Origin of the sequence: Sagittula sp. NFXS13 (genome assembly GCF_040148795.1) — a bacterium.
GTDB lineage: Bacteria > Pseudomonadota > Alphaproteobacteria > Rhodobacterales > Rhodobacteraceae > Sagittula > Sagittula marina.
Genome location: NZ_JAGEMH010000013.1, coordinates 41279 through 53745, shown reverse-complemented (window position 1 = coordinate 53745; position 12467 = coordinate 41279). Strand labels below are relative to the sequence as shown.

Sequence of the window (12467 nt, the reverse complement as noted above, 5' to 3'; positions counted from 1 at the left end):
CAGGCAACTTATTTAACTTGGAATGGATGGACGAATGGGTGGCACGTCTTTGATCGGAAGTACGCGAGGTGGCTCCTTTCTGGGTCGCAGCCTGCTCGCGGGTGTTTTTGCCTTGTCGCTGGCCTCGTGCGGCGTCACTTATAAATCTCCCAGCGTGCGCAATCAGGCCGACGGGCAGCCGGTCGTCGTGGTCAGCATGTCGCCGCAGACGGTTTCCGTGGCCAATGCGTCACCCTACGCTTCGCAAAGCCTGCCTTCGGTTTTCTTTTCGGCAGCTGGCACAGGTGCTGGTCGTGGTGTGGGCGCCTTGCCGGAAACGCCTTATTTGCCGGATGAAAGCCAGCAGGCGATGCAGTACCGTCCTCTCCCGGACGTGACCCCGGAACCTTATCGCATCGGTGTTGGTGATCAGCTTTTGCTGGCAACCAAGTCGAACGCCAGTTCAGTCGAACAACTTACCGGGCTTCTGGCTGCTGAAAACAGCCGCCAAGGCTACAGCGTCCGTGGCGACGGCACGATTGCAATTCCGGCAATCGGACCGATCCAGGTGGCTGGTCTGACGCAGGACGTCGCCGAGAACCGTCTGTTCAACGCGTTGGTCGACGCCGGTATTGATCCGACTTTCAGCTTGGAAATCAGCGAGTTCAACTCGCAGAGGGTCGCCGTGGGCGGTGCCGTGAAAAATTCGGTTATCGTGCCGATCACCCCAAGCGATTTGACCCTTGGCGAGGCATTGATCGCTGCCGGTGGCTTTGACGTTCGCGATCGACAGTTCGCTTCGATCCGAGTGTACCGAGATGGCACATTGTACCAGATCCCGCTCGACACCTATGTCGAGAACCCCGGCCTGAAGGACAAGATCCTCAAGGCGGGCGATGCGGTGTTTGTTGACACAACTTACGACCTGGATCGTGCTCTGGCCTTCTACCAAGCCAAGATTGACGTGATTTCGCTGCGCACCAGCACGCGCATCTCGTCAATGGAAATCCTTCAGGCCGAGGTCGGCTTGCGCCGCTCCGCCTTGGAGGAACAGCGTAGCAACTTCGAACGGCGCCGCGCGCTGGGCGAGGAAACGCAGGAATTCGTCTATCTTACCGGCGAAGTGAACGATCAAAGCCGATTTGCGCTGCCCTATGGTCGTCGTGCCACGCTCGCGGACGTGCTTTATGCCGAGGGAGGCTTTGACACCACCACGGGTGACCCATCGCAGATTTACGTCTTGCGGGCGGAGACAACATCGAAGGGCGAAGGCATCACGGCCTATCACTTGAATGCTGAAAACGCGGCGAAGCTTGTTTTGGCGACAAAGTTCGAGATGCGTCCGAGCGATGTCATCTTCGTCGAAGAGCAGCCGATCACAAAATGGAACCGGACGTTGCAGCAGTTCCTGCCATCGGTCCTGAGTGCTGCGCGAAGCGCCGCGGCGGGTTGATTGACAGACTGCGCGGATTCTTTGGTATTCGCGCAGTTCTGAACCTTGCGAGCCATGCCAGACGCCTCATATAAAAACACATGAAGTTATTGAACAAGATCCTGGGCCGCAAAGGGCACCCAACCGCCCCCTCGCGAAAAGCCGAGGCTTCGATTCCCTTTACGGCCCAGATCGAGCCCGATGCCCCGTTTTTCGCCATAGGTGATGTGCATGGGTGCATCAGGCAGCTTGGCGATCTGCTTGTTAAAATCGAAAAACTGGAAGACGTCCCTCAGGTAATTTGCGTCGGGGATTTGGTCGATCGAGGAGATGACTCCGCGGCCGTCTTGAACATGCTGCGCCGCTTGAATGGTGAGTTTGGTGATCTTGTCCTTTCATTGAAGGGAAATCACGAAGCCATGATGCTCGATTTCATAGATGATCCCGAAAGAAGCGGTGACCGCTGGTTGCGAAACGGTGGCTTGCAAACCTTGTCGAGCTACAGGGTCTCTCGCAGTTCGGGCACCAGCCTGATTGCGCTGCGTGATCGACTGGTAGAGGCGATGGGACAAGACATGGTGGACTGGGTGCGCGCTTTGCCGGTGAAATGGCAATCCGGCAATGTCGCAGTTGTGCACGCTGGCGCTGATCCCTTGGTGCCGATGAACCTCCAATCTGATGAACTGTTGCTGTGGGGAACGAGCGATTTCACGAAAATTCCGCGCCCCGACGGAACGTGGATTGTGCACGGACACACCATTGTCCGCGAACCCAAAGCTGAAAACGGTCGTATCTCTACGGACACTGGAGCATACGCCACCGGGCGCTTGACTTGCGCTTATGTGCGGACAGGCGACGTGTCGTTTATCGAGGCGACGTGATTGGTTCGTATTCGCTGTAGTTGAGAGAAAATACAGTTGATGCGCAGGCACGACTTTTCGACGACGCTATGCGGTTGCAATGTCAGGGTCGTGGACGCAGGTGACCGTACGGGATATTGAGCTTTTACTACCATTGGAAAAATGCACAGATATAGCTGGACAGAAACGCTAATCGCCAGATCGCAAAGCGCGGCGATCCCACCGCTTCCGACCCGTCGGTGACTGGAGGGGGCGAGAACGAGCAGAGAAGCGGGGCAAAGCCGCAACATCGTTGCGAAAATGCCATTGAGACACTTTGTGAGACGCGGTTTTCCGTGCTACGGATCGATTGCCCGGGGGGGCACGAAGGCCGAGGACTGTTATGATCCGTCGTTATGCCGTGGCGTTTTGCGTCGCGACTGCGCTCGCCCCCAATGCGCAGGCCCAAGAGATTGAGACCACGACATATGCCGATGCGGGGTATGCCAGTGCGACGGCGGCCTACGGCGCGGATTACGCGGGTCCCGAGGACACCGCCGACGGCTATGCACAATCTTCGTATGATAATGTTAGCTATGAAAAACGAGGGTTTCTTGGGCTTGAGATTTTGGGCCATGGTCGGCTGACCAGCAACGACCTGCTAGGTGATGGTAAGGATCGATGGCAGACAGGCTCCGTCTCGACATCGCGTGTGGTCGGGCGGAGCGGCTGGACAGGTGTCCTGCCCGAGAAACCCTTCGACATCATCGAATATCGCTTGGCGGCGCAGGTGATGGCGCCTCAGGATATGCGCAACCCCGAACAAGGCGACCGCCCATGGGGTGGCGCAGTGACCTTTGGCGTGCACACGCACTTCATGCGCGGCCCGGTCGAGTTGAGCATGGGCGGCGACCTGGTGATTACAGGGCCACAAACCGGCTTGGGTTCCCTTCAGACCGCGATTCATGATGTGCTGGGTCAAGATCCGGCGTCGATCTCCGTGCTGTCGGACCAGATTGAAAACGACGTTCACCCGACATTGGTTCTGGAGGCTGCGAATTCCATCACCGTCGGCGGTCAGGCTGTGCTTCGGCCCTTCGCCGAGGCGCGCGCCGGTGTCGAAACCATGGTGCGGGTCGGTGCGGATCTGACCATCGGGACAGTGGGGCGGGGCGAATTGCTCATCCGCGACGCGGTCACAGGTCAGCGTTACCGGTCCATATCTGCCCCGCTGACGGGCTTCTCCTATGTTGTGGGCGGTGACATGGCCTATGTGGACAGCTCAGCATATCTCCCGGAGGATCGGGGCTATGAGCTGAGCGGCTCGCGCAATCGGATGCGGGCCGGTGTGCACTGGCAGGGCGAACGCAGCGCAGCCTTCTACGGGCTGACCTATCTTTCCAAGGAATTCGAGGCGCAAGACACCGGCCAGACGGTCGGCTCGGTGCGGCTGGACTTCAAGTTCTGACCGAAGGCACGTGCAAAGAACATATGGCTACGCAGGATGGCCACACGTTTCAGCCGTAAGTCAGTACCCCCCCCGTTTTGTACAGTGTTGAGGAGATTTTCAGCCAAAAGCGAACTGGATAACAAGTAACGAAATAATAAGTAACGGCAGTAACAGGCAGGATAATACAGACATGGGAACGGGCTATCGAGGCACGTTCGTCATCTCTTGGTCACAGACGGAAATAGACGGTGTTCAGGCCGCATCCCCGTCCGCATTGACTGTTGGGGCCGCATGGTCCTGGCAAGGAGAACCGGTTCGGGTCGATGGCCCAAGCTCGATTTTGCGGCTTGATCAGGCCGATGGCGAAGCAGATCTGCGCAAGCGAGCGGCCCGCATGGTGCGTCGCTTGGTGGGCGCTGCAGTCACAACCAAGGACCGTCACGACGACATCGAGGTTCACCATCCTTTGTCGGATTCCAATTTCGTCGTAACGGATGGGTCGACCAGCTACACGGTGACATTGATTGATGTGGAACGCGGCGGGCGACCACTTTTGATGTTCCTTGATGAGATCCCGCCTTCCGGTCGCGATTTGTGGATCGTGCATCATACCCTTGACCCTCTTGGAACACATGCCTCTGGCGAGCAGGCCAGCGGAGTCATCTGTTTCACGCCGGGGACACGCATTTTGACACCTTTTGGCGCGAAATTCATCGAAGATCTGCGCGAAGGCGACATGGTCCAGACCAAGGACAGCGGCGCGCAACCGATCCAGTGGATTGGTTCGCGACGGATGACGGGTGCAAGGCTGTTTGCCATGCCGCGGCTGCGTCCGATCCGCATTCGTCCGGGTGCTTTTGGTATCGGTGAGCCGGACGAGGAGATTCTCGTGTCGCCAGAGCACCGCATGGTGGTCAAGGGCGTCGTCGCCCGCGCGCTTTTCAATACACCAGAGGTGCTGGTGGCGGCGCGTGATTTGGTGAACGGGGCGTCAGTGCGCCTCGACACGCATGTGAAGGAGGTGACTTATATCCATCTCATGCTCGCCCGTCACGAAGTGCTGTTCGCCAATGGTGTAGAGACTGAGAGCTTTCATCCGGCCAACACGGCGTTGTCGACGATCTCCGAAGGCGACCGTGCCCGTCTTTTGCTGCGGCTGCCCCAGGTGGCGGACAATCCGCATACCTATGGCGCATATGCGCGTCGCAACCTGTCCAGTTCCGAGGCGGCCATCCTGCTGCACGAAGCGGCCTGATCCATCTGCGGTCAGAGACCTGTGTCAAAGCGGCTTTGCCCGTCGGCGCTTTGATCCTGTCGCCGGGTAACACGGTTTTATATTTTTGCTGTCAAACTACGTGGCGAGCAAAAAGAGTGTCCGCATATGCCAGAGGATCAGGATCTATCTTTCGTCTTATGTGTGCTGTGCGGTGGTCTTGCGATTGCCGCAGGGGCCTTGGGTGTCTTGCACCTCGCGCCTGCGGTGTCAGGCGCGTTGGGATTCATGATCTTGCTGCGAATTTGCTGGCTTGATGACAACATCGCCAATGATCTGCTGGTGCGGGATGATCTTCCGCAAAGCTACATCAACGCGCAGCGTCGCCAGCAAATCATTGAGATGGCGCTCCTGGGTCGGCCGCGCGGGGACGCCGTGACTTGCCCGGTCCAGATGGCGACGAAGATGCGGGCAGAGGCTCAGGTCTGGTCTGTCGTGCTGCTTTCCGGCTGTGCCGCGTGTTTTGCGCATTCCATGCCGCTGGGCGCCTGGCTTTCCAGTGGGCTTGCCTTGGCTGGGTTTATGCAGGCGTTTCGCATGGCGGATCGGCTGTCAGCGACTCTGTGGTTGGTGGAATGCGGACGGCCGTTGTCACGGGAGGCTTTGCTTGCGCGGCCTGCATTGTCCGGGGTGTTCCGGGGGCGAAACCGTGGCCCGTAGCGGCTCGCCACGCAAAAGCGTCTGCAGGATTTCGTTCAATAGCTCCCAAACGAGGCGCACGCGAGGCGACGTGCGTAGCTCGCGGTGCGCGATCAGTCAGCGCGGATAGTCGAATTTGATCTCTGGCAGAACGCGGTTGCTTGGCCGGATGCGGCCAGGGAGATGGCTGAGACGGCCTCTCCCATGAGACGGACGAACTGCCGTTTTGTGGTCTGTCCGCGCTGGTGTTCTTGCGCGACGTGGCGCAGGTGCAGACGGGACAATGTGTACTGATCCTCGGAGCCTCCGCCGCAATTGGTGCTTAAGCGGTGCAGATCGCGCGGGCTTTCGGCGCACGGGTGACAGCGGAAACAGTGCCCGACCGTGGGCCATTTCTGACGGCACTGGGCGCGGATCGGGTGCTGGAGTACCAGCGGGGCCGCATTGAGGCAGAGCGCGGGCATGACGTTCTGCTGGATTGCATAGGAGCAAGACTGGCGGCATATCCGGGCCAGCCTGAAACCGGACGGCGTGCTTATCCAACTGAATTTAAAGGGAAAAGATCTGTCGCACCTGATTTGGCCAAAGCTGTTTGGCGGGCCGCGACTGGTTCTGACTGTTTCTGGTGACAGCGCGGAGAAGCTGGCGGTGCTGACCGAAATGTGGGCCGAGGGCACACTGCGCCCGGTGATCAACACAGTGTATCCACTGGACGAGGTGGTTGACGCGCATCGCCATGTGGAGGGACCGCACAAGGCGGGGGCCGTGGCGCTTCGACAGAAACCGCGCAAGAGCTGCCCAGGACCGCATGATCGAAAACCAAGAAGGCCCCGAAGAAATCTCCGGGGCCATGGTGCATTATGTAAAACTGTTCAGTTGACCTTGTCAGACTCGACCACGTCCTTTGCGATAGCCGCCTGCGGCTTTGCGATTTCGATCCGACGCGGTTTCAGCGCCTCAGGGATCTCGCGCGCGAGGTCGATATGCAGCATGCCATTCTCGTGGCTTGCGCCGATCACGCGCACATGGTCCGCCAGATGAAAGCGGCGCTCGAACGCGCGGGTGGCAATGCCGCGATGCAGGTAGGCGCGGGATTCGGTGTCGTCGGCCTTGCGAGCGGAAACAACAAGCGCGCCTTCCTTAACCTCTACGGACAGGTCTTGATCGGCGAACCCTGCCACAGCGATAGAGATGCGGTAGGCATCATCTGCGGTTTTTTCAATATTGTAGGGGGGATAGCCTTGCTGAGGTGCGTCACTGGTCAGCACGCGATCCATCATCTCGGCCAGTTGATCAAAACCAACGGTGGCACGGTACAGGGGGGCAAAATCATATTGTCTCATGGAATCCTCCAATTGAGCGATACCTAAGGTTGTTGGGCCTTCCGCGATGGACAGGCCCGGGGTCTGCGCCGGAACCCTGTTCAGGCATTCCGGTGAGATTAATTTGGGAGCGGTTTTTCGGGTTTCAAGACCCTATTTGCGCGGTCAGGGGCGCATGCAATACGGGCAGTATTCCACCCGCCTGCAGACACCCATCCGACACGTGCCGATATCTCTGTAAGGTCCGTTGTACATATGACCGGGTGATTCCCATCCTGCGCCACGTATGCGCTGCTCATACGAAGCGATTGGGTATCTCAGGGCTTTATAAACTTGGCACCGGTGTCGCGGCGGCTGCCTGCGGGCATGGTTTCCAGCCCTGCGCCGGGATCTTGTGCGGTGTTGAGCGCGGCCTTCAGTTCTGTCAGCGGTTCGAGCATATCGACTGCCAGAGAAACCTTTCGCCCATCCGCGGCCGCCTTGGCCGAGACGACGGAGACGATGCGCGGGACGCCATCCGCGCCGAAGCTGAACACCGGAGAGCCAGACGCGCCAAAGTCTACATCGCAGGACAGCACCAGCAGCCCCTGTTGATGCGCAATCACAGTGCAAAGATCCTGCATTGTGGGGGCCTCTGACCTGTTGTGCGCGTAGCTGACGACGCCGACCTCTGCCCCGGGCATTGGCAGCGGGCCGGTGTCAAAAGGCGTTATGGTGGTGTTCCGGATCGGATGTTGCAGTTCGAGCAAGGCCACGTCGTTGCGTACCCGCGCAGTGCTGGAGGTCTCTGCGTAGTCGTAATCAGGGTGCGCCACGGCGCGACGCGTGCGGCGATACGCGGCGGCGCGTCCATTGCGCCAGCCGGCGAGAAATTGGATGTCGCTGATGTCGGCCCGCAGGCCAGTGCGCGCATCGTAAAGGCAATGCGCGGCAGTCAGAACGAGCCGCTCGGTGATAAGCGCGCCGGTGCAAAACGCTTCTCCGGCGATCTCCAGACGTCCGACGGCCTCCCACTGACGGGCGCCTTCAGTGCTTTCCATCGTAAACAGGCTTTGTGCAGACGCGAAATTCGCGAGGAAAATCAATATTGTAGAAATGACTGCCCGCACGTCGCCCCCTTTTCTACCGGATTTATTCAGACAATAAGGCGAAAATGGGGCGGCGGGTGCGAGGCCGTCTCACGCCTCCGTGAGGCTCTTAGTCCTGGCGGAGCGCCGCAGGTTTCGGCCCTCCCGTGGCCCAGTCGAGCAGTTCCACCGTATGCACCACCGGGATGCCGGTGGCGCTGCCGATCTGCATCATGCAGCCGATGTTGCCGGCTGAGATGACGTCAGGCTGCTTGGCCTCCAGCGTTTTGACCTTGCGTGCCTTGAGCTGGCCAGAAATCTCGGGCTGCATCAGGTTGTAGGTGCCCGCCGAGCCGCAACACAGATGGCTGTCCGCAGGTTCGACGACCTCAAATCCGGCGCGACGCAGCAGGGCCTTGGGCGCGGTGGTCACTTTTTGACCGTGCTGCAGGGAGCATGCCGCGTGATAAGCAACGCGCAGATCCTTGGGCGCGCCTTCGGGGATGTCCAGCCGGGTGAGCAGTTCCGAAATATCGCAGGCCAGCCCCGCCACCCGCGCCGCGTCCTCGGCCAATGGATCGTTGCGCAGCATGTGGCCGTAGTCCTTTACCGTGGTGCCGCAGCCCGATGTGTTGATGACGATGGCATCCAGTCCCTTGCCATCCATCTCGCGCACCCAAGCGCGGATATTGGCGCCGGCAAAGCGGTGAGAGCTGTCGGTCTTCCCCATGTGATGGGTCAGCGCGCCGCAACAACCCGCGCCTTCGGGAATGACGACCTCCACCCCCAAGCGGGTGAGCAAGCGGATGGTCGCGTCGTTGATGTCGGTGTTCAGGGCCTTTTGCGCGCACCCTGTCATCAGGACGACACGCATCTTCGGTGTCTCAGGCGTAAAGCTTTGCGGGTCATCGTTGCGCGACACAGGCGGGATGTGTTTCGGTGCCATGTCGAGCATGGCGCGCAGGCGGGGATCAGGCAAAAGGTGGCGGAAGGGGCGGGCGATCTTGGCTCCGAGCAGCGCCGCGCGGAACCGCATCGGATAGGGCAGCACCTGCGCCAGCATCCAGCGCAGCGCGCGCTCCGTCCTCGGGCGTTCGTAGTGTTCCTCGATATATTCCCGTGCGTGGTCAACAAGATGCATGTAGTGGACGCCGGACGGACAGGTGGTCATGCAGGCCAGACAGGACAGGCAACGGTCAATGTGCTTGACAGTTTTGGCGTCGGGCACACGCTCGTTTTCCAGCATATCCTTGATTTGATAAATGCGGCCACGGGGGCTGTCGAGTTCATCGCCAAGCACCTGATAAGTCGGGCAGGTGGCTGTACAAAACCCGCAATGCACGCAGGCGCGCAGGATATCATTGGCGCGAGCGGTGCCGGGATCAGTCAGTTGTTCGGGGGTAAAGGTCGTCTGCATGCTGGTATCCTGTGTCAGCCCATCAGCCGGGCCGTGGCCAGACCAAACCACGGCAAGGTGGTGGCGAGAATGGTGACGACGGTGATCCAGCGCCGGATGCGGGGACCTGCCAGGCGTCGAAGAAAGGCGTGGCCAACCATCGCGCAGGCCGACACCCAGCCGACCCACATCAAGGCGAGGGACAGCAAAGGTGCGCCTGTTTCCACCCACAGCGCGATGGCCATACTGCCGACGACGACAGTCGCCAGAGCGAACAGGACGATCAACGTCGACCGCACCCGAAGGAGGAGCGCACACAGCAACGGGCCACCGAAGAAGGACAAGGCAAAGGCTGTGAGCACAGAGGCCGTCATCAGTGAAAAGATCCGGGGTTCAAGATCCCGCGCGGGTCAAAGCGCTGACGGATGGCGCGGGTCAGCGCCGCCACCGGGGCTGATTCCGGCGGGAAGACCGGTGTGGTGCCCGCTCCTCGCACTCGGGTGGCGTGGCCGTCGATCATACCCAACCGGGTGCGCGCATCGGTGCCCTCAGGCATCAGGGCCCAGATCAGACCGCCGCCCCAGTCAAATATATGCGAGGTCGGGGCAAGCGCTTCGACCAATGCCGGCGCGTCACTGGGCTTGCAGGAAATACGCCAGACATCGCCATTTGCTCCCTTCATCGGTGCCACATCCCGAATGTCGGTCCATAGCTGCGCGACACGTACAGGGTCACGCTCCACACGGACCGGCAGATCGCCAAACAGGGTCGCCATGGTGTCGGCGCGATAATCGACAGACTCTGAAAAACCCTCAACCCGCAGCAGCGTGACAGCATGCCCGTCCGGGCCTTCGGGCAAATGCGCCGCGCCGGTCACGTCGAAGGGCGATCCCAGGCCGCGCGCCATCGCGCTAACAGCTTGTGCGTCATCCAGGCCGTCGATCAAGATCGTGGCGGCGGCCTCGGGTTTGGGCAGCACCTTCAGCGACACCTCGGACAACACGCCCAAAGTGCCGCGCGACCCCGCCATCAGCTTTACCAGATCGTAGCCAGTGACATTTTTCATCACACGGCCTCCGTTCTTGATCACAGTGCCTTGCCCGTCGACAAACCGAACGCCCAGCAAGAAATCCCGACAAGCCCCAGCCTGAATGCGCCGCGGGCCAGAGACGTTGGCCGCGACCACGCCGCCAATGGTGCTTTCGCCAGCGGTTCCGAGCAAACCACGATGATCCATCGGCTCAAAAGCCAACCGTTGCCCTTCGGCGTCAAGGCGTCGCTCTATCTCCGACAGCGGCGTTCCGGCGCCAGCCACCACCGTCAATGCGCCCGGCTCGTAAAGATGAATGCCTGACAAACCGGTGGTGTCCAGAACCTCTCCCGCGCCGCTGCCAACGGGCCGCGTGCCGCCGCCGCGCACCCTGAGGCCGCCTGTCGCATCACGCACCATCTCGGCCAGTTCTGCCTCGCTCCCCGGTTTCATCCGCGCCGCGCCCCCTGCTTCTTTGCATTGAAAATACTCAAAATTCTCACTCCGCCGCCAGCACTGCCGTCCGGCGGGCGTTCGAGGCATCCAGAGGAAAAACTTTCGCCGGGTTCAGCAGCCACTTCGGATCGAAGACGTCCTTGATCAACATTTGTGCTTCCAAGTCCTGCGGCGCGTATTGATGATGCATCAGATCGCGCTTTTCCACGCCGACGCCATGTTCGCCTGTCAGGCAGCCACCAACCTCGACACACAGCTTGAGGATTTCCGCGCCAAGATCTTCGCAAAGCTCCAACTGCCCCTCCTCATTTGCATTGAACAGGATCAGCGGGTGCATGTTGCCGTCGCCCGCGTGAAAGACATTTGCGACTTCCAGTCCGAACTCTTTTGACATTTCACTGATGCGTTTCAGGACATAGGGCAGCTCGTTCACCGGGATCGTGCCGTCCAGACACATATAATCGTTGATGCTGCCCATGGCGCCAAAGGCCGATTTGCGGCCTAGCCAGATACGCGCGGCCTCATCGGCGTCGGTGGCCTCGCGCAGTTCAACCGGATTGTGACGACGCGCAATCGCGGTGATCTTTTGCAACTGTTCGTCGATTTCCGCGTCTGACCCTTCGACCTCGATGATCAGCAGCGCCTCGCAATCGGGGTAGCCAGCGCCGGAAAACGCGTCCGTGGCGCGGATGCAAGGACGGTCCATAAACTCGATCGCGACGGGCAGCACGCCCGCCTTGATGATGTCCGACACACAGGCCCCCGCAACTTCGTTGCTGTCATAGCCAATCAGAACGGGCCGCGCGCCTTCGGGTTGGTGCAGAATGCGCAGGGTGGCTTCTGTGACCACACCCAGCTGCCCTTCGGAGCCGCAGATCACGCCCAGCAGGTCCAGCCCGCCCGCGTCCAGATGCGCGCCGCCGAGTTCCACCACTGTGCCGTCCATCAGCACCAGTGTCACGCCCATCAGGTTGTTTGTGGTCACGCCATATTTCAGACAATGCGCACCGCCAGAGTTCATGGCGATGTTCCCGGCAATGGCGCAGGCCAGTTGCGACGAGGGGTCGGGTGCATAAAAGAACCCATCTTCGGCCACGGCGCCTGTCACCGACAGATTGGTGCGCCCGGTCTGCACGCGAATAAACCGGTTGTCGTAGTCGGTTTCCAGAACCTCGGCCATGCGCGCCACGCCCAGGATCACAGAATCTGCGGTGGGCAGCGATCCGCCCGCCAGAGAGGTGCCCGCCCCACGCGGGACCACGGGCACGCCTTCGTCATGACAGATTTTCAGAAGGGCAGAAACCTGTTCGGTCGATGAGGGCAACGCCACCGCAAGCGGCGGACAGCGATAGGCCGTGAGCGCATCACATTCATAGGCGAGGACCTCGGCCTCATCATGAATGATACCACCGGGCAAGGCGGCCTCAAGCATTTCGACGATGCGGGCCTTTCGAGCGATCACGGCGGCGTTGGGTTCCGGCATCTGCATGGGTGTCTCCTCCTCAGGTGTGCGCCCCTTGCCAAAAGGTAGGGCATTGCACAGCACGACGCACCCGCGCCGTGTCACCAAAAACCAAAATCCGC

General features: G+C 60.3%; 11 protein-coding genes and 1 pseudogene. 6 read left to right on the top strand and 6 right to left on the bottom strand.

The features are described 5' to 3' along the window. Positions 1–34: 34 nt before the first annotated feature. From J4E08_RS19205 to J4E08_RS24605, 6 genes and pseudogenes are all read left to right on the top strand, one after another. On the top strand, positions 35–1432 hold the full coding sequence (locus J4E08_RS19205; RefSeq protein ID WP_183969051.1) for a polysaccharide biosynthesis/export family protein: 1398 nt from the start codon (positions 35–37) through the stop codon (positions 1430–1432). Positions 1433–1512: 80 nt separating this feature from the next. Then, positions 1513–2292 carry a metallophosphoesterase gene (locus J4E08_RS19200; protein ID WP_349539859.1) on the top strand — a complete coding sequence of 260 codons (780 nt, stop codon included), beginning with the start codon at positions 1513–1515 and terminating at the stop codon, positions 2290–2292. A gap of 361 nt (positions 2293–2653) precedes the next feature. After that, positions 2654–3718, top strand: coding sequence for a lipid A-modifier LpxR family protein (locus J4E08_RS19195; RefSeq protein ID WP_349539858.1), 1065 nt, complete (start codon positions 2654–2656; stop codon positions 3716–3718). A 172-nt stretch (positions 3719–3890) separates the two neighbouring features. Beyond that, positions 3891–4955, top strand: coding sequence for a Hint domain-containing protein (locus J4E08_RS19190; RefSeq protein WP_349539857.1), 1065 nt, complete (start codon positions 3891–3893; stop codon positions 4953–4955). 126 nt (positions 4956–5081) lie between these two features. Beyond that, a complete protein-coding gene (locus J4E08_RS19185) occupies positions 5082–5633 on the top strand; it encodes a hypothetical protein (protein WP_349539856.1) in 552 nt (183 codons plus the stop codon). Positions 5634–6116: 483 nt separating this feature from the next. Further along, positions 6117–6368, top strand: a pseudogene (locus tag J4E08_RS24605) (zinc-binding dehydrogenase); the annotation flags it as partial. A 116-nt stretch (positions 6369–6484) separates the two neighbouring features. Here the strand turns inward: J4E08_RS24605 and J4E08_RS19180 are convergent. The 6 genes from J4E08_RS19180 to J4E08_RS19155 all read right to left on the bottom strand — a co-directional run bounded on the left by J4E08_RS19180 (position 6485) and on the right by J4E08_RS19155 (position 12372). Then, the gene (locus tag J4E08_RS19180) at positions 6485–6955 is read right to left on the bottom strand and encodes an Hsp20 family protein (RefSeq protein ID WP_349539855.1); all 471 of its coding nucleotides are present in this window, start codon (positions 6953–6955) and stop codon (positions 6485–6487) included. A 296-nt stretch (positions 6956–7251) separates the two neighbouring features. Next, on the bottom strand, positions 7252–7974 hold the full coding sequence (locus J4E08_RS19175; protein WP_349539854.1) for a trypsin-like serine peptidase: 723 nt from the start codon (positions 7972–7974) through the stop codon (positions 7252–7254). Between the two features lie 157 nt (positions 7975–8131). After that, positions 8132–9418: a glycolate oxidase subunit GlcF gene (gene glcF / locus J4E08_RS19170; RefSeq protein ID WP_349539853.1), complete on the bottom strand. Its 1287-nt coding sequence runs from the start codon at positions 9416–9418 to the stop codon at positions 8132–8134. A 14-nt stretch (positions 9419–9432) separates the two neighbouring features. After that, positions 9433–9771, bottom strand: a complete 339-nt coding sequence (locus tag J4E08_RS19165; protein WP_349539852.1) for a hypothetical protein — start codon at positions 9769–9771, stop codon at positions 9433–9435. Further along, the gene (locus J4E08_RS19160) at positions 9771–10880 is read right to left on the bottom strand and encodes an FAD-binding protein (RefSeq protein ID WP_349539851.1); all 1110 of its coding nucleotides are present in this window, start codon (positions 10878–10880) and stop codon (positions 9771–9773) included. The genes J4E08_RS19165 and J4E08_RS19160 overlap by 1 nt, the downstream gene beginning before the upstream one ends. Before the next feature lie 46 nt (positions 10881–10926). Further along, positions 10927–12372, bottom strand: coding sequence for an FAD-linked oxidase C-terminal domain-containing protein (locus J4E08_RS19155; RefSeq protein WP_349539850.1), 1446 nt, complete (start codon positions 12370–12372; stop codon positions 10927–10929). Positions 12373–12467: the final 95 nt, after the last annotated feature.